Here is a 17,093-nt window from a genome sequence, read left to right on the forward strand (position 1 = left end):
TCAGTCGTCGGAGGCCAGCGCGACACCGAAGTTCTGGCCCTTCTTACGGACGATCCAGGTACCGGAGACGACGCCGCGGCGCACGGTCACGAGGGGCAGCATGACCGTGAGATCGGAGATGAACATCGGGTAGTGATGTCCGTCGGCGTCGCGCCAGATCAGGTACTTGGCGGATTGTCCCGTTCGCATGGAGTCCAGGGTCAATGTCGCGTCGAAGGCCACATTGGGCCGCATGCTGTACGCCAGGCGGTACGGGTCGCCCTCCAGATAGGAGTAACTGCCCCCGCCGTCGACATAGAACAGTAGATTTCCCCGCTCGTCGTACGGCACCTCGGTCACGGAAGTCTTCCGGGTTGCCACTACAGCCTCCTAGCGCAGCACTGGTGCCCGAACTAGATCATGCTTCGCACCGTTAGCGATGCGGGGTCGGACCAGAGGGCCTCGCAGTCGAGGTCCAGCCCGCCAGCCGTATCTCAGCCCTCGAATCCAGCTGCCATGACGTGGCTCAGCTACGGCTGGGGGCACACGCGCGGGCTTCGCATGTGCTCCCGACGTCGGTAACAACGGCGAGGTCCCACGTTGCCGGTCCGTGGACGCCTGCCGCCGCCATCGCGACGGCAGGCTCGCGCGCAACGGCAACGTGTGACCCCGCCGCCGCAACACCGACCCCGCATGGCGACGCTCTCCGGGGCACCGGATCGGGCCGTGCTCCTCAACCCGGCCGAGATCCTGCTGCCCTATTGCCGACTGGATTCCACCGCTGAGCTACGGCCGGCGGGGTCTGGGTGGCTGTTGATCGTCCGGCTGTGGCCGGCGAACCCTTCCCGGCGCCTCTTGATCGACCCGCGGTGACCGGCGAACCCTTCCCGGCACCTCTTGATCGACCCGCCGTGACCGGCGAACCCTTCCCGGCACCTCTTGATCGACCCGCCGTGACCGGCGAACCCTTCCCGGCGCCGGAGGCAGCCATATCCCGGAGCCCGACCCGCAAAACGGCCGTAGTCGATCATCCAGCACCGCAACGTGGCGGAATCGGGCCGCGAGCCGTAGCCCGGGCCGGTACCACCGCGCCCGGCCGCAGGCCGAACCGGCCGCAGGCCGGACCGGCCGCAAGGCCGAGCACCGCCGACAAACTCAGCCGGACAACCGTCCCGGCAGCCCGCGAGCCGTATCCGAAAACCCCCCGATACGGCTCGCCGGTTCACACCCTGACCATGAAAGGTGTCTAGTGTTCGCGGTGACGCGGCGCCGACCTGCCGGAGGGGATGACTTGCCAACGGAGGACGCCGATCTGTCGGAGCTGGGCGAGACACTGCGTGAGCTGCGCCGGCGGCAGGCCCGCCGCAGCGGCGAGCGCCAGTTGTCCTACCGGGAGCTCGCCGAACGCACCGGCTGGTCGCACGGCATCCTCGGGGAGTACTTCTCCGGCCGGGTGCTGCCACCGACCGACCGGTTCGACCTGCTGGTCCGTCTGCTCGGTGCCTCGCCCGCCGAACAGGGTGCCCTCGCCACGCTGCGTGACCGGGCCGAAGAGTCGCGCCGTGGCAACCGGCGGCCCCGGGAACTGCCCGCCATCGGATCGGTGCTCGTCGGCCGTGACGCCGAGATGTCGGCGCTCGACGCCATGCCTGCCGATCGCGGACCCGTGGTGATCAGCGGGATGGCCGGGGTCGGCAAGACCACCCTGGCGCTGCACTGGGCGCACCGGATCGCCGGCCGGTTCCCGGACGGTCAGCTCCACCTCGATCTGCGCGGATTCCACTCCGAGGGCGCCATGCCGCCGGGCGAGGCCCTGAACACGTTGTTGTCGTCGCTGGGTGTCGGCGCGGCGCGGATCCCGCAGGACGCCGATGCGCGGGCCGGGCTCTATCGGACCCTGCTGCGGGACCGGCGGGTGCTGGTGGTGCTCGACAACGCGGCCGACGCCGAGCAGGTCCGCCCGCTGCTGCCGCCGGCCGGGTGTCTGGCCGTGGTGACCAGTCGCGGGCAGCTGACCGGGCTGGTCGTCAACGACGGGGCCCGGCCGCTGAGTGTCGACCTGCTCGGCGTCGAGGACGCGCGCAGGCTGCTCGCCGAGCGGCTCGGCGCGGCCCGCGTCGAGCGTGAGACCGGCGCCGTCGACCGGATCGTCGAGGCCTGCGGACGGCTGCCGCTGGCTCTGGCCGTGGTGGCGGCGCGGGGTGCGCTCAACCCCGGCTTCAGTCTCGCCGACATCGCCGGGGAGCTGACCGCATCCGGTACGGCCACGGCCACGGCCGCGCTCGCCGACGTGCGCACCGCGTTCTCCTGGTCCTACCGGCTGTTGCACGCCGAAGCGCAGCGGCTGTTCCGGCTGGCCGGCCAGTACCCGGGTCCGGATCTGACGGCGCCGATCGCGGCGGCGCTCGGTGGGCTCGACGTGATGCGGGCCGCGCGGATCCTGGACGAGCTGGCGCGGGCGAGGCTCGTGGTGGAACACCGGCCGGGGCGTTTCGCGTGTCATGATCTGCTCCGGGCGTACGCCCAGGAGATTTCGCGGACCATCGACCCGGAAGCGGACCGCCGGGCCGCGACCGAACGCCTTCTGGATCATCTGGTCCATGCCGCGGGGGCCGCGACGCTGGTTCTCGACCCGCTGCGCAAACCGATCGGGCTCCCGGCCGGTGACCCACCCGCCACGGTGACGCGGCCGGCCGACGAGGCCGCCGCGATGGCGTGGTTCCGCGCCGAGCAGCGGGTCCTGCTGACCGCGCTCGACCTGGCCGTACGCACCGGCCTGGACCGGCGGGCGTGGCAGCTGGCCTGGGGGATCGTGGTCGCCCTGGAACGCGACGGCGCCTGGCAGGACTGGATCGCCGCCCAGGCCGTCGCGGTGCGGGCCGCCGAACGGCTCGGTGACCTCGGCGCCCAGGCGTTCTCGCGGCGTTCGCTGGCCGTCGGTCACGTCCGGCTCGGGCGCACCGCCGAGGCGAAGGCGCACGGGCAGGCCGGTTACGAGCTGTTCCTGCGGGCCGGTGACCCGGCCGGGGCGGCGGTCTGCCGGCACGCGATGGCGTTCGCGTGCGAGACCGAGGGCCGCTGGGCGGACGCCATCGCGCACGCCGAGCAGGCCCTCGAACTGTTCCGGCAGGCGGACGACCCGATCGGGCAGGCCCGGGCGCTGAACTCGGCGGGGCTGTACCGGGCCGAGCTCGGCGATCTCGGCGCCGCCCTGGCCGACTGCGAACAGGCGCTGCGGCTTCAGCTGGCCATGAACGACCCCGGCGGCGTGGGATCCACGCTGGACAGCCTCGGCACCGTCCAGCACAGGCTCGGCGATCATCGGGCGGCGATCGGCCGATACCGGGAGGCGCTGGCCGTGTTCGCCCAGGCCGGTGACCGGATCAGCCAGGCCGACACGCTGGGCAGGCTCGGCGAGACGCTGCTGGCCACCGGTGACATCGAGGCGGTACGCGACGCGTGGCGGCAGGCGCTGGCCCTGCTGGAGGAGGTCGGCCACCCCGGGGTGGCCGCCGCCCGGGCCAGGCTGGCCGGGCTCGACGCTCAGGGGTAGACGTCCCTTGACGCTCAGGGGCAGACGTCCCTCGACGCTAGGGATAGAAGTCCAGCGGCCCGCAGCAGAACCCCAGGATCAGCAGGCCGAGCACGATCGGGACGATCAGCGCCGGGCTCCGCGACACCGGCTCACCCATCGGCAACGGCCGCCCGAACCGCTCCCCCACCTCGGGCACCGGCCCGTCGTCGTAGCTTGGCGGCGGCAGCCGGAGGAACCTCTCGGCCTGGCGCTTGTTCTGCGTCATGACGATCGGTGTGGCCAGGAACGGCAGCCCCCACCAGCCCGCGACCAGACTCTGCTTCTGCGCCGACCGGTAGATCGCGATGCCGCAGTCCCGGCAGAAGTCACCGAGCTGGGTGCCGACGCTGACACCGATGAGGATCACCGTCGAGCTCTTGAACGTCCCGAACGCCGTGGGCGCGCCGCCACAGTGGTCACAGGTCTGGAGCCAGTCCGGCTCCTCAGGTGTCTTCACACCGTGGATGGTGCCGCCGCGGCGGCGCGTGCGTTCACGATCCTGGACGCGGTTGGACAGTCGACAGCCGTACGCGGTGAGCGGGGAGCCGCTTACACCACTTGACGACCATCGATGTTTCTCCTACGTTGACGGCACTTTACGTCGCGACATGAATCGTTTCAAGTCTCCCACATCGGAGGTCGTCGTCGATGAACCGTTCCCTTCTCCGGATCTCCCTCCTTCTCGTCCTGCTCACGAGCCTCGTCGGTCTTCCGGCCGGGCCCGCGGCCGCCGCACCGCCCGCCGTCACGGGACTCACCACGAACGGCCGGGTCGACCCGCTGGGCATACCCGGTGACACCCCGGTCCTCGGCTGGGTGTCGACCTCCGCCGACCGGGGCGTGACGCAGTCGGCGTACCAGATCCAGGTCGGCTCTTCCCCGGGCGCGTCGAACGTGTGGAACTCCGGCCGCGTCACCTCGGACCGGCAGGTCAACGTGGCCTACGGCGGTCCGGCACTGGCCGCCGGCACCCGCTATCACTGGCGCGTACGGGTCTGGGACCAGACCGGCACGGTCAGCGCCTGGAGCGCGTCGTCATGGTTCGAGACCGGGCTGTTGTCGGCGGCCGACTGGGGCGCCGCCGCCTGGATCGGCAAGCCGGCGCCGTCGTACGTGACCTGGACCGACTACACCACGGCGGTGACGTTCGACCTCAACGCCGTCGCCTTCGGCACCTTCCTGCGCGCTGGTGACCTGAACAACGCGTACATGTGGCAGCTCAACGTCGGTCCCACGGCGGCCGACGTGCCGAGGCTGCGCCCGCACCTGCTGGCCGGCGGCGCGTACACCGTGCTCGGCGAGGTCGACCTGCGTCCCTTCGGCTTCACCCGGGCCGGGCTGCTGGACGGGCCGCACACGGTGACCTACGAACTCGCCGGCGACACCGTGCGCACCACCCTCGACGACGTCCTGGTCGACACCCGGACGGTGACCGGCCGCGGGTCCGGGCGCGTCGGCGTGCGAACCCACGGCGACGAGTCGGCGACCGTCACCGCCCTGCGCGTCACCCGGCCCGACGGCACCGTGCTGGCCGAACCCGACTTCCGGAGCAATCCGTTCGACGCCGGCGCCCTCGACGGGCGGCGTCTCACCGTCTCCGGAACCGTGTCGTCGCTGCTGATCACCACCGCGGAGCACGAGCCGCTGCTACGGACCAGGTTCACCACCACGCCCGGGAAGACGATCAGGAGCGCACGGGTGTACGCCTCCGCGCACGGCGTCTACGAGTTGTCGATCAACGGGCGCAAGGTCGGCGACCAGTTCCTGGCACCCGGCTACACCGAGTACGCCAAGCGCATCCAGTCGCAGACCTACGACGTCACGGGCCTCGTGACCGCGGGTGCCAACGGGTTCGGCGCTGCACTCGGCGACGGCTGGTGGGCCGGCAAGGTGGGACTGGCCGGCAAGGGCGGCTACGGCGACGACCTCGCGCTGGTGGCACGCTTGCGGATCACCTACACCGACGGCACGGTCCAGTGGGTGGACACGAACCCCGGCTGGAGGTGGACGCCGGGACCGTTCGCCGCCACCGACAACCAGCTGGGCGAGACCTACCGCGCCCAGCACCTGCCGGCCGGCTGGAACACCGCGCCCTACGACGACGCGACGTGGCAGGCCGTGGTCGTGCGCCCCTCCGACACCGCGAGGCTGTCACCGCAGCCCGACGAGCCGGTCCGGCAGACGGCCGTTCTCGACACGGTGCGGGTCACCTCCCCCGCCGCCGGGGTGAACATCTACGACCTGGGCCAGAACATGGTCGGCGTGGCCCGGCTGACGATCACCGGCCGGGCCGGCGACACCGTGCGCCTGCGGCACGCCGAGGTACTCAACCGGGATGGCACCATGTACACCGCGAACCTGCGCGCCGCCGCGGCGACCGACTACTACACCTTCGCCACCGGCGGCACTGTGACCTACCAGCCGACCTTCACCCAGCACGGCTTCCGGTACCTCGAGGTCAGCGGCCTGGCGGCGCTGCCCCCGGCGGCGGACGTCAAGGGCGTGGTGTGGGGCTCGGACCTGCCCCGGATCGGCACGCTGCAGACCTCCAGCGCGCTGCTCGACCAGCTGCACGGCAACGTCGCCTGGGGTGCCCGCGGCAACTTCCTGTCGATCCCGACCGACACCCCGGCCCGCGACGAGCGGCTCGGCTGGACCGGTGACATCAACATCTTCGCGCCGACCGCCGCCTACCTGAGCGACACCCGGGCGTTCCTGGGCAAGTGGATGCTCGACGTACGCGACGAGCAGAAGGCGAACGGGTCGATCCCGGCCGTGGCGCCGGCCACCGGCGGCGCCTTCGAGGAGAGCGGTGTCGGCTGGGAGGACGCGATCATCACGGTGCCGTACTCGCTGTGGCACGGATTCGGCGATCTGAAGGCGGTGCAGGAGAACTATCCCGCGATGAAACGTTTCTTCGACTACGCGCGAGCCAGCGCCGGCGCCGACAACCTGGAGACCGGCCGGACCACCTTCTTCACCGCCGACTGGCTGCACCTCGACGACCCGTCGCATCAGGGCGTGCTCGGCACGGCGATCTGGGCACAGGACGTGCGGATGATGGCCGAGATGGCCCGCGCCACCGGCCGGACCGCCGAGGCGGCCGACTACGACGCGCTTTTCCAGAGCGTGCGGCAGGCGTTCACGGCCGCCTACGTGGCCGACGACGGGACCGTGCTGGGCGGGTCGCAGACCGGATACGCGCTGGCCCTGGGCAAGGGACTGATCAGCGACCCGGTCAAGGAACGGCGGGCGGGCGAGAAGTTCGTGGCGAAGCTCGCGCAGACCGACAACCACCTGCGGACCGGGTTCATCGGCACGCCGTGGCTGCTGCCCGCGCTCAGCAGGATCGGGCGCGACGATCTCGCGTACCGGATGCTGCTCAAGGAGGACTACCCCTCCTGGGGTTACGAGATCCGCAACGGGGCCACCACCATCTGGGAGCGATGGAACTCCATCCAGCCGGACGGCTCGTTCGGGCCGGTCGACATGAATTCCTTCAACCATTACGCGTACGGCGCGGTCGCCGACTGGATGCACCAGAACATCGCGGGGATCCGGGCCGCGGAACCCGGCTACCGGCGCAGCGTCATCGCGCCGCGCCCCGGTGGCGGACTCACGTCCGGGCAAGGCACGCTGCGGACCGTGTACGGGACGCTGTCGAGCACCTGGCAGCAGGCCGCCGACGGGCTCACGCTCGGCGTCACTGTGCCAGTCAACACCACGGCCGAGGTACGGATCCCGTCCGACGCCGCCTACCTGGTGACCGAGGGCGGCGCGGCGCTGCCCGGCCGCGCCGGGATCCGTGCTGTGCGTTACGACGAGGCCGACTCGACGACGGTCGTGACCGTCGGCTCCGGCACGTACGCGTTCAAGGCCGCCGCGGTAACCGTGCCACCGGCCGAGACGACGACGGACGCCGTCGACCTCGGTGACGCCGGTTCCGAGGCCGCGCACGCCGTCACGGGTTCGGCCAGCAGCGGCACGAGCGTGGAGGGTGGCCTGACCCGGCGTTACTCGCACAACCTGTATCCGGGCTCCTGGTTCTCGGCGCAGGTCACGGTGCCGGCCGGACGGCCGTTCCGGCTGCGGCTGCGCGAGACCTGGGCGAGTGCCGGAGTGAAGGACTACGACGTCCAGGTCGGTGACACTCCGGTCAGGCGCGTGCACCTGACCAGGTACGCCGGCGGGCAGGGCACGACCAGCCACGAGATCCTCGTCGACGAGCCCGCCGCGCTGGCCAACGACGGCCGGGTGACGGTCCGCTTCACCTATCCGTCCGGCAACCCGCCCGGCGTGTACTACGACGCCTCACTGGCCGACCTGTGGGTGCTGCCCGTCTGAAACGGTCGCCGATCCTGTGAGGTTCGGGTCGCCATGACGGCCGAACCTCACAAGATCGCGCTCGGGCGGCGGGCGGCGGGCGGCGGGCGGCGGGCGGCGGGGCGGCGGGCGGCGGGCGGCGCGGGAAACGGTCAGAGGAGACCGCTATTGTCGGCGTCATGACGATGACACCGGCCGCCGCCGCCGACTCCGAGCCCGCCCGGGGACGTCCGCGGGCGGACCGGACCCGCGAGTCGCGGTCACGGGTGCTCGACGCCGCGGTCACCTGCCTGCTGCGCGACGGCTACGCCCGGACCAGCACGATCTCCATCCAGGCCGAGGCGGGCGTGTCGCGGGGCCGGATGCTGCACCAGTTCCGGTCGAAGGAGGAGCTGCTGGTCGCCGCGGCGCATCACATCTTCGCCGCTCAGCTGGAGGCGCCGATTCCCGGCTCGCTGACCGAGCTGATCGCCGAGGCGTCCGGCCCGGGCGAGCGGATCGCCGTGGTCGTCGACTGCCTGTGGGCCACCTATCAGGAGCCGAGTTTCTGGGCGGCCACCGAGCTGTGGGTCGCCTCCCGCACCGAACCGGTGCTGGCCGAGGCGATCCGGCCGGCCGAGCGGCGCCTGGGCCGGGCCATCCGCGAACGCATGGACGACCTGTTCGGGCCGGATCTGGTGGGCCGCCCGCTCTACCTGCCGATCCGCCCGGTGCTGTTCACCAGCATGCGCGGCACGGCGCTGAGCTACGCCTTCGACGCCCGTGACCCGCGAACGGAACCGCTGCTGGAGCATTGGAAGGAGATCGCTCGGCACGCGTTGCTCGCGTGATTTTCCGTTAACAGACAGGGTTGACTGTTTCCGGGGTGCGGAGAGAAACTCAGCACGTGCGGGCCCTCGTCGACGACGGTCCGGCCAGACTGCGAAGGGGATCTCCGTGAGACTGACCCAGCACGACGTCGCGCTCGTCACGGGCGGCGCCTCCGGCCTCGGCCTCGCCACCGTGCGGGCCCTGGCCGGTGCCGGCGCCCGGGTGGTGATCGTCGACCTGCCCTCGTCGGACGGCAAGGACGTCGCCGAGAGCCTCGGTGACGCCGCCCGGTTCAGCCCCGCCGACGTGACCAGCGAGGAGTCGGTGTCCGCCGCCCTCGACGTCGCCGACGAGCTGGGACAGCTCCGGGTCGTGGTGAACTGCGCGGGCATCGGCACGGCCGCCCGGGTCGCCGGCAAGAACGGCCCGTTCCCGCTCGACCTGTTCCGCCGCACGATCGAGGTCAACCTGCTCGGCACGTTCAACGTCATCCGGCTGGCAGCCGAGCGCATCGCCCGCGGTGAGCCGGTCGGCGGCGAACGCGGTGTCATCGTCAACACCGCCTCGGTCGCCGCCTTCGACGGTCAGATCGGCCAGGCCGCGTACTCGGCCTCCAAGGGCGGCGTCGCCGCGCTGACCCTGCCGGTGGCCCGCGAACTCGCGCAGTCACTGATCCGGGTCGTCACCATCGCGCCCGGCCTGTTCGAGACGCCGATGCTGGCCGGCCTGCCCGAGGAGGCCCGCGCCTCGCTCGGCGCACAGGTCCCGCACCCGGCCCGGCTCGGCAGACCCGACGAGTACGCCGACCTCGCGCTGAGCATCGTGCGCAACCCGATGCTCAACGGCGAGACGATCCGCCTCGACGGCGCGATCCGGATGGCACCCCGATGAGCGCCCGGCTGACCACCCCGTTCACCGAGGCGTTCGGGATCCGGCACCCCATCGTCCAGGGCGGCATGCAGTGGGTGGGCCGCGCCGAACTCGCCGCCGCCGTCTCGTCGGCCGGTGGCCTCGGCATGATCACCGCGCTGACCCAGCCGACGCCGAAGGACCTGGCGGCCGAGATCGAGCGGTGCCGCAAGCTCACCGACCAGCCGTTCGGCGTGAACCTGACCATCCTGCCGGCGATCACGCCACCGCCGTACGACGAATATCGCAAGGTCATCGTCGACTCCGGCATCACCATCGTCGAGACGGCCGGGTCCAATCCCGAGCCCCACATGGAGATGTTCCGGTCACACGGCGTCAAGATCATCCACAAGTGCACGAGCGTGCGTCACGCCCTCAAGGCCGAGAAGGTCGGCGTCGACGCGGTCAGCATCGACGGCTTCGAGTGCGCGGGCCACCCGGGTGAGGACGACGTGCCCGGCCTGGTCCTGATCCCGGCCGCCACGGCGCGGCTCACCATCCCGGTGCTGGCCTCCGGCGGTTTCGCCGACGCGCGCGGCCTGGTGGCGGCGCTGGCCCTCGGCGCCGACGGGATCAACATGGGCAGCCGGTTCATGTGCACCGTCGAGTCCCCGATCCACGACAAGGTCAAGCAGGCCATCGTCGACGGCGACGAGCGGGGCACCCAGCTGATCTTCCGGCAGCTGCGCAACACCGCACGGGTCGCCGGCAACACGGTCAGCCGAGAGGTCGTGGACATCCTGGGAGCGGGCGGCACCTTCCCCGACATCGCCCAGCTGGTGGCCGGCTCCCGCGGCCGGCGGGTCTTCGAGGACGGCGACCTGGACGCCGGCATCTGGACCGTCGGCATGGTGCAGGGCCTCATCAACGACATCCCCACCTGCGCCGAACTGCTCGACCGCATCGTCACCGAGGCCACCGACCTCATCGAGCACCGGCTGCACGGCCTCACCGCCCCGGCCCCGGCGGCGGTGGCCTGATGAGCGACGCCGAGATCGGCTGCCACCGCGACGGCGCGGTCCTGCGGATCACCCTGAACCGGCCGCACGTCCTCAACGCCGTCACCGAGGGCATCCTCAACGACCTGGCCGACCTGATCACCGAAACAGGCGACGATCCCGATGTACGGGTGCTCGTGCTCTCCGGAGCGGGCCGCGCCTTCAGCGCCGGCGCCGACCTGACGGTCACCAGTGGGATCTCCTCCCCCGCCGGCACCATCCACGCCGCGAACCGGGTGATCCGCGCCCTGCTCGGCATCCCGCAACCGGTCGTCGCGGCCGTGCACGGCCCGGCCGCCGGGGTGGGTTGCTCGATCGCCCTCGCCGCCGACCTGGTGCTCGCCTCGGCGAACGCTTTCTTCCAGCTCGCGTTCGTCAACGTCGGGCTGATGCCGGACGGCGGCGCGACCCTGCTGGTCCCGGCCGCCATCGGCCGTGCCCGGGCGTTGCGGCTGGCCCTGCTCGGCGAACGGCTGCCCGCCACCACCGCCGCCGAGTGGGGTCTGATCCACCGTGTCGTGGACGCCGGCGATCTCGGCCCCGCCCTCGACGAACTCGTCGCCCGCCTGTCCGTCGCGGCGCCACTGGCCCTGACCGGCACCAAGCGGGCGGTCAACGCGGCCACGCTCGGCGCCCTCGAGGACAGCCTGGCCCGCGAGCTGACCGGCCAGTCGGCCCTGCTGGAGAGCGCCGACTTCGCGACAGCCGTGGCCGCCTTCCGGGACAAGCGCACGCCCGAGTTCGTGGGCCGCTGAAACTCCGGCTGTCGCGTACCGCTGTCTCAGCGTCGCTGAGACAGCGGTACGCGACAGCCGATCAGGGCCGAACCCGCCGGCCGTACGCCAGGCCAGTCTCCCGACAGGCTTGATCTTGTCTCAGATACGGCTGGCGGGCGGAGGGGGCGGCGGTCAGTCGGCACCTAGGTTGGGGCGGCGTGAGGCGGCGTACAGGATGGCCGTCAGCAAGAAGGCGCCGGCGACGAGCTGGAGACGCACCGAACCGGTGCCTATCACGACCGAGGCGTAGCCGAGCAGAGCCAGGAAGACAGCGGGCGTGAACACGTACCGCGATGTACGCACCATCTGCCAGTAGACCGGACCATCCCGCTCGTCGCGCGCGAAGAGCTTGTCCCTCTCGGCCCTGGCCCTGACCCGGGCGTCGTGGTCGGCGGTGTTCTCGTTCATCTCCTTCGTCAGTTCCTCCCACTTCTCCTCGGCCTTCCTGGCCCGCCTGTCGTACCACCACTTCCACCAGCGCCGTGGCTTCTCGCCGTCGGTGGCGAAGCCGGCCGGGGTGCCGAGCTGGTCGAAGATGTAGACGCAGGCGATGAACAGCACCAGCGATCCGGTCAGCGCTCCCGTCGCGATGACGAGGTCCCACGACCGCTCCTCCGCTTCCAGGAGCAGGAAGTTGAGGGAGGTGAAGACGAAGCCGGCCAGGAAGACCGAGACCGTCATCTTCGAGTGCGCCTTGGTACGGATCGCGTCCTCCTGGTGGTCGACAGTCGGGTACCGATACGCGACCTGGCCTTTGCCCCGCAGCAGCGCGGCCTTCCCGGACGACGTGACATGGACGGCGCCACCCGCGACGAACGGCCGCGAGCGCACGCCGATCAACTCGGTCAGCAGGTCACTCAAGCGCCCTTCATGACCGACCACCACGATCGTCTGTTCTCCGGGAACGTCGTCGCCGCCCAGCTCCTTCAGGAAGGTGTCCAGGTCGGACGGCGTCTCGCTCTGCGGGGTGAGGGAATCCAGATTTCGCACCTTGAGCGGTTCCTGGAGCAGCCCCCGCGACAGCTTCTCAGCCGATTCGACAGCGTGCTTCTTCGAGCTGCTCACGATGGCGGTCGGCCTGATGTCACGCCGGCTCAACGCGGTGACCAGACTTTCCATCTGCCGCTGTCCGCGTGTGTTCAGGCCGCTCTTCTCATTGGCACGGTCACGGGAGCCGTGCCGCACCAGGACGAGGTCGAGAGTCATGCCCGACTATGCGCACCGGGCCGGGAATGGTCACAACGAATACGTCGTCAATGCGACCGCGGTCAGCCGGTCAGGCGAGAACCGCTGATCGACGGGTTGCCGGAACCGAGGTAGAAGATGCCGGGCAGACCGTCGGTCTCGAAGCCCTCGCTGGTGTTGCGGCGCAGCGTCGAGTTGCGGATGGACAGGGTTCCGCTGCGGTCGTTGCTGACGAAGAAGACGGCGCCGCCGCCCTCGTTGGCCCGGTTCTTCTCGATCACGGTGCCGTCGAGCTTCAGCTGGAACGTGTTGCCGTCCAGATAGACCGCTCCGCCGCTGCCACCGCCCGGCGTGCCGCCGCGGGCCGGGTTGGCGCCGTTGCCGACGGCCGTGTTGCCGGAGAACTGGCTGTTCAACAGGGTCCAGGACACGCCGATGCTGCTCAGCGCACCACCGTTGGAGCAGTTGCCGCCGGTGAAGGTGCTGCCGACCACGTAGACCGGTTGATTCGCACCCTGCAGCCGGACACGGATCGCGGCGCCACCGAGGTCGGGTCCCGTACGCGCGCATCGGTTGTTCGTGAATCGTGAATTGACGACCTTGAGGCCGCCACCGTTGGCGAAGATCGCCCCACCGCCGCCGGCCTCGTCGGTCGGGTCGGTCGCGTTGCCGCGGGCGAACACCAGGTTCTGCACGGTCAGGCGCGGCGTGGCCTTCTCATGGCAGTGCCCGCTCGCCGCACTGGTGCCCTGCGCGGTGTCGCAGACGTTCATGTAGAGGATGCGTCGCTTGCCGGCGCCGTCCAGGGTGACCCGGCCGCCACCGTCGAGAACGACCTTCTTGACCGGGTTGCGCACCTTGGCGGTCGCGGTCATGGTGATCGTCACCGGGGCCGGCCCGCAGTCGAAGGTGATGAGACCACCGGCCGCGACGGCCTTCACCACGGCCGCGGAGGTGCAGCTCTCCGGGGTGCCGTCGCCGATCGTACGATCAGGTCTGCTCGTGTCGACCGGCCTGGCCGCCGCCGGAATCGCCGCCCTGCCCGCCGGATTTCCGGGTTTCGGCAGGGTCTTGACGGTCGCCGGCGGTTTCACCGAAGCCGAAGCCGAGGCGGACGCGGCGGGCGGCGAGGCGGAGGGCCGCGCGGAACCCGCGACCGCCACCGGAGCGGACGCCGTCGGAGCCGCGGCGGGCGGCGCGCCTTCGGACTGGCAGGCGGCCAGGCACAGGGCGGCAGCGGCGGTCAGGGCGATCCTTCGAGTTCGCACCGGGCGATGCTACGGCCATCGACGCCGCGGTGGGTCCTCAGTCCGGCCCGGCCGGGTGGCCGAACCGCGGATCAACGGTGAGGCGGGGCTGGTCGGGCCGTCCGGCGGGAAGCGGAACCGGTGCAGCTCGTCGACGGTGAAACCGGCCGACGTGATGGCCGCGGCGGTGTCGCGGGCGGTGTGGCAGCCACCGGCCAGGAGCGGCCACACCGTGGCGTCGACGATGCGCTGGACCCGGCGCAGCGTGCCCGGCTGCTCGGCGAGGACGTGTTCGAGGAAGCGCAACCCGCCGCCGGGACGCAGCACGCGGTGGATCTCGGCGAGCGCGGTCCGCTGGTCGGGCACGGTGCACAGCACCAGCGCGGCGACGGCCGCGTCGAACTCGCCTCCGGCAGCGGGCAGGGTGTCGGCGAGGCCGTCGACGACGCGGATCGGCACCGGCGCGGAACGGGCCGCGGCCTCGGCGGCGGCGCGCAGCCGGGGTTCGGGTTCGACCGCGAGCACCTCGGTGACGGCCGGCGGATAGTGGGCGAACATCAGGCCGTTGCCGGCGCCGACCTCGATCACCCGGCCGGACAGGCCCGCGACCATCGCACGCCGGAGTTCGGTGACTCCCGCGCGGTCCATCCGCACGCTGAGCCTCTCGTAGAAGCGAGCGAAGATCGGATGACCCATCGGGTGCCTCCACGGTAGAAACCTGGGAAACACGAAACGTATCCCCCGGCGGCAAGGAACAACGTCAAATCATGACAAGCACCGACCTCATCGGTACGCCCGAAGCGCGCCGGGCACTGCAGCGGCGCACCCTCACCGTCGTGATGGCCTCGCAGGTGTTCAGTGGCGCGGGTCTGGCCGCGGGCATCACGGTCGGCGCCCTGCTCGCCGCGGACATGTTCGACACGACGAGCCTGTCGGGGCTGCCCACCGCCCTGTTCACGGCCGGGTCGGCGGCCACCGCGGTGCTGGTGGGCCGGCTGTCTCAGCGTTCGGGGCGCCGGGCGGGACTGGCCGCCGGGTACGCCGCCGGCGCGCTGGGCGGCGCCGGTGTGGTGCTGGCCGCGGTCCTCGACAGTCTGCCGCTGCTGCTGGTGTCGCTTCTCGTGTACGGCGCGGGCACGGCCACGAATCTGCAGGCCCGTTACGCCGGTACGGATCTGGCGAGCGCGGACCGGCGGGGCCGTGCCGTCAGCACCGTCCTGGTCGCCACCACCCTCGGCGCGGTCGCCGGCCCGAACCTGGTCGCACCGATCGGGGAGCTCTCCGAACGGTACGGCATCCCCGCGCTGGCCGGCCCGTTCGCGCTGGCCGCGGTCGCCTACGGCATCGCCGGCACGGTGCTGTTCACGCTGCTGCGCCCCGATCCGCTGCTGGCCGCGCGCAACGCGCCCGAGCCGGTGGCCGCCGCCGGAGGACGCGAGCCCGGACGGCAGTTCGCCGGGAGCGTCATGGCGGGCGCGGTCACCATGGTCCTCACCCAGCTGGTCATGGTGGCGGTCATGACGATGACCCCGGTCCACATGCACGCGCACGGCCACGACCTGCAGGCCACGGGCCTCGTGATCGCCATCCACATCGCCGCGATGTATCTGCCGTCGCCGATCACCGGCCTCCTGGTCGACCGGGCCGGCCGGGTGCCGGTGGCCGTAGCGGCCGGGTCGACGCTGCTCGCGGCCGGGGTGGTGGCGGCGCTGGCGCCGGAGGACTCGGTCGTGCTGCTCACGGTCGCCCTGGCACTGCTCGGGCTGGGCTGGAACCTCGGGCTCGTCTCCGGCACCGCCATGATCACCGACAAGGCTCCCGCCGACCGCCGGGCCCGGACGCAGGGCACCGTCGATCTCTGCGTCGCGCTGTCCGGTGCCGGTGGCGGCATCACCAGCGGCCTGATCATGGATGCGGCCGGCTACGCCACGCTGTCGATCGCCGGTGGTGTGCTGGCGCTGGCGGTGATCCCGTTCGTGGTGGTGAGTGCCCGGGGACCGGGCGTCAGCCGACGCTCATGACCTGCACCCGGCCCTGGCGCTGGCGGATCAGGTAGTGCCCGGCGAGTTCGTACGGCTCGTTGACGATCTCGTAGCCGACCTGGCCGAGCAGCGTTCGCCGGCCGGTGACCACGTCCAGGTCGTAGACGCTGGTCGGGTCGATCGGCGGGCCCTGCGGGTGCAGGACGATCAGCCGGCCCTCGCCGGTGATCGAGGACGACGGCATGCCGGAGACCTCGTCGCCGAGCCGTCGTCCGGTGGTCGCGTCGAGTACCGAGATCGCCGGCAGGCCGTCCGCCGCGCTGGAGCTCCCGAACATGACGAGCCGGTCGTCGGAGATCGGCGACATGCCCTGGGCACCAGGTACGAACCACCGCTCGGTTCCGGTGCCGGGCTCCCGTCCGGAGACACCCGCCGGGGTGGCCACGCAGACGACCGGGCCGCAGTCGTCGACGGCGCCCCAGCCGCGTATCTCGGTGCGCCAGCTCTCGGCGAGGTCGTCCAGCAGGTGTGCGGTGACCGTGACCCGGCTGTCGAAGAAGCCGGTGACCAGCAGGCGGTCGCCACTGAACGACAGTTGCGGCGAGTCGATGCCACTCTCGGGCAGGTCGCTGCGGCCGAGGATCTCACCGTCGTCGTACCGGAACAGGGTGAGGTCGCCGTCGTCCAGGGCGATGACCGCCGGCCGCTCGTCATCGGTCCGGACCCGCATGGTCCGCACCTCGCCGATCGGTCGCTGCCAGATCGTCCTGCCGTCCCGGGCCCCGACCAGCCGCAGTGTGCTCGCACGGCCGTCGCCGCCGTCGCGGATCAGGAGGGTCTGCGCGGTCCGGCCCTCCACGCTGCCGGTGAGCTGCCACAGAGTCGCGCCGGTGGTGGCGTCCAGGACCACGGCGCCGGTGGCGGTCGGCAGGAGCACGAGGCCGGGCTCCGGGTGCACCACCAGCCACCCCGCTGTGACGGCGTCGGGTGTGGTGGGAATCGTCCATCGGATCTTGCCGGTGGCCAGGTCGTGGGCGATCAGCTCGCCGCCGAAGCCGACCGCGCGATGGACGTAGACGGTGCCGGACCCGGCCTGCGCGATCAGGGTCCGGTCGAACGGTGACGCCCAGAGCAGCCGGAGGGTCGGCCCGGCGTCGGGCACCGAGTGCAGCGACACCAGGCAGAGGGCGGCCGCGAACGCCAGGCCGAGGTCGCGCCATCGATAGCGGTGGCGCGGCCGCCGGTCCGGACGCGGGTACTCCGGTGCGCTGAGGTCACCGAGGTCGATCATCACCACCGGATGATCTTAA

At 71.5% G+C, this 17,093-nt stretch carries 13 protein-coding genes; 7 read left to right on the forward strand and 6 right to left on the reverse strand.

The window, feature by feature from the left end:
* On the reverse strand, positions 1 to 339 hold the full coding sequence (locus CLV67_RS15355; RefSeq protein WP_106318775.1) for a hypothetical protein: 339 nt from the start codon (positions 337 to 339) through the stop codon (positions 1 to 3).
* A 931-nt stretch (positions 340 to 1,270) separates the two neighbouring features.
* On the opposite strand from CLV67_RS15355, the gene CLV67_RS15365 reads away from it, so the two are divergent.
* Complete coding sequence (locus CLV67_RS15365; protein ID WP_106318780.1) at positions 1,271 to 3,532, forward strand: ATP-binding protein; 2,262 nt, start codon at positions 1,271 to 1,273, stop codon at positions 3,530 to 3,532.
* 37 nt (positions 3,533 to 3,569) lie between these two features.
* Here CLV67_RS15365 and CLV67_RS15370 read toward each other — a convergent pair whose 3' ends face one another.
* Positions 3,570 to 4,010, reverse strand: coding sequence for a hypothetical protein (locus CLV67_RS15370; RefSeq protein WP_106318781.1), 441 nt, complete (start codon positions 4,008 to 4,010; stop codon positions 3,570 to 3,572).
* A gap of 191 nt (positions 4,011 to 4,201) precedes the next feature.
* On the opposite strand from CLV67_RS15370, the gene CLV67_RS15375 reads away from it, so the two are divergent.
* The 5 genes from CLV67_RS15375 to CLV67_RS15395 all read left to right on the forward strand — a co-directional run bounded on the left by CLV67_RS15375 (position 4,202) and on the right by CLV67_RS15395 (position 11,348).
* Complete coding sequence (locus CLV67_RS15375) at positions 4,202 to 7,897, forward strand: alpha-L-rhamnosidase (RefSeq protein WP_106318782.1); 3,696 nt, start codon at positions 4,202 to 4,204, stop codon at positions 7,895 to 7,897.
* A gap of 158 nt (positions 7,898 to 8,055) precedes the next feature.
* Complete coding sequence (locus tag CLV67_RS15380; RefSeq protein WP_239166194.1) at positions 8,056 to 8,706, forward strand: TetR/AcrR family transcriptional regulator; 651 nt, start codon at positions 8,056 to 8,058, stop codon at positions 8,704 to 8,706.
* 106 nt (positions 8,707 to 8,812) lie between these two features.
* Positions 8,813 to 9,577, forward strand: coding sequence for a 3-hydroxyacyl-CoA dehydrogenase (locus CLV67_RS15385; RefSeq protein ID WP_106318783.1), 765 nt, complete (start codon positions 8,813 to 8,815; stop codon positions 9,575 to 9,577).
* A complete protein-coding gene (locus CLV67_RS15390) occupies positions 9,574 to 10,575 on the forward strand; it encodes an NAD(P)H-dependent flavin oxidoreductase (RefSeq protein WP_106318784.1) in 1,002 nt (333 codons plus the stop codon). The genes CLV67_RS15385 and CLV67_RS15390 overlap by 4 nt, the downstream gene beginning before the upstream one ends.
* Positions 10,575 to 11,348, forward strand: a complete 774-nt coding sequence (locus CLV67_RS15395; RefSeq protein WP_106318785.1) for an enoyl-CoA hydratase-related protein — start codon at positions 10,575 to 10,577, stop codon at positions 11,346 to 11,348. Before CLV67_RS15390 ends, CLV67_RS15395 begins: the two co-directional genes overlap by 1 nt.
* Before the next feature lie 153 nt (positions 11,349 to 11,501).
* Here the strand turns inward: CLV67_RS15395 and CLV67_RS15400 are convergent, their stop codons facing one another.
* The 3 genes from CLV67_RS15400 to CLV67_RS15410 form a co-directional block, all read right to left on the reverse strand.
* Positions 11,502 to 12,575 (reverse strand): SixA phosphatase family protein, encoded by a 1,074-nt coding sequence (locus tag CLV67_RS15400; RefSeq protein WP_106318786.1) that lies wholly within the window; start codon positions 12,573 to 12,575, stop codon positions 11,502 to 11,504.
* Between the two features lie 62 nt (positions 12,576 to 12,637).
* Entirely contained in the window at positions 12,638 to 13,822 is a 1,185-nt protein-coding gene (locus CLV67_RS15405) for a hypothetical protein (RefSeq protein ID WP_239166193.1), read from the reverse strand.
* Positions 13,823 to 13,831: 9 nt separating this feature from the next.
* Positions 13,832 to 14,497 (reverse strand): class I SAM-dependent methyltransferase, encoded by a 666-nt coding sequence (locus CLV67_RS15410; protein WP_106318787.1) that lies wholly within the window; start codon positions 14,495 to 14,497, stop codon positions 13,832 to 13,834.
* 71 nt (positions 14,498 to 14,568) lie between these two features.
* Here CLV67_RS15410 and CLV67_RS15415 point away from each other — a divergent pair, with 71 nt between their 5' ends.
* Positions 14,569 to 15,822 carry an MFS transporter gene (locus CLV67_RS15415; protein ID WP_106318788.1) on the forward strand — a complete coding sequence of 418 codons (1,254 nt, stop codon included), beginning with the start codon at positions 14,569 to 14,571 and terminating at the stop codon, positions 15,820 to 15,822.
* Here the strand turns inward: CLV67_RS15415 and CLV67_RS15420 are convergent.
* Positions 15,806 to 17,074 carry an outer membrane protein assembly factor BamB family protein gene (locus CLV67_RS15420; protein ID WP_239166198.1) on the reverse strand — a complete coding sequence of 423 codons (1,269 nt, stop codon included), beginning with the start codon at positions 17,072 to 17,074 and terminating at the stop codon, positions 15,806 to 15,808. The two genes, CLV67_RS15415 and CLV67_RS15420, sit on opposite strands and share 17 nt — an antisense overlap.
* Positions 17,075 to 17,093 lie beyond the last annotated feature (19 nt).

Source organism: Actinoplanes italicus, assembly GCF_003001815.1.
Taxonomy (GTDB): domain Bacteria; phylum Actinomycetota; class Actinomycetes; order Mycobacteriales; family Micromonosporaceae; genus Actinoplanes; species Actinoplanes italicus.

Excerpts from the sequence above, each read along its gene's own strand:
- CLV67_RS15375 (WP_106318782.1), top strand. The coding sequence starts at position 4,202 with ATGAACCGTTCCCTTCTCCGGATCTCCCTCCTTCTCGTCCTGCTCACG.
- CLV67_RS15380 (WP_239166194.1), top strand. The coding sequence starts at position 8,056 with ATGACGATGACACCGGCCGCCGCCGCCGACTCCGAGCCCGCCCGGGGA.
- CLV67_RS15390 (WP_106318784.1), top strand. The coding sequence starts at position 9,574 with ATGAGCGCCCGGCTGACCACCCCGTTCACCGAGGCGTTCGGGATCCGG.
- CLV67_RS15395 (WP_106318785.1), top strand. The coding sequence starts at position 10,575 with ATGAGCGACGCCGAGATCGGCTGCCACCGCGACGGCGCGGTCCTGCGG.
- CLV67_RS15400 (WP_106318786.1), bottom strand. The coding sequence starts at position 12,575 with ATGACTCTCGACCTCGTCCTGGTGCGGCACGGCTCCCGTGACCGTGCC.
- CLV67_RS15410 (WP_106318787.1), bottom strand. The coding sequence starts at position 14,497 with ATGGGTCATCCGATCTTCGCTCGCTTCTACGAGAGGCTCAGCGTGCGG.
- CLV67_RS15415 (WP_106318788.1), top strand. The coding sequence starts at position 14,569 with ATGACAAGCACCGACCTCATCGGTACGCCCGAAGCGCGCCGGGCACTG.
- CLV67_RS15420 (WP_239166198.1), bottom strand. The coding sequence starts at position 17,074 with ATGATCGACCTCGGTGACCTCAGCGCACCGGAGTACCCGCGTCCGGAC.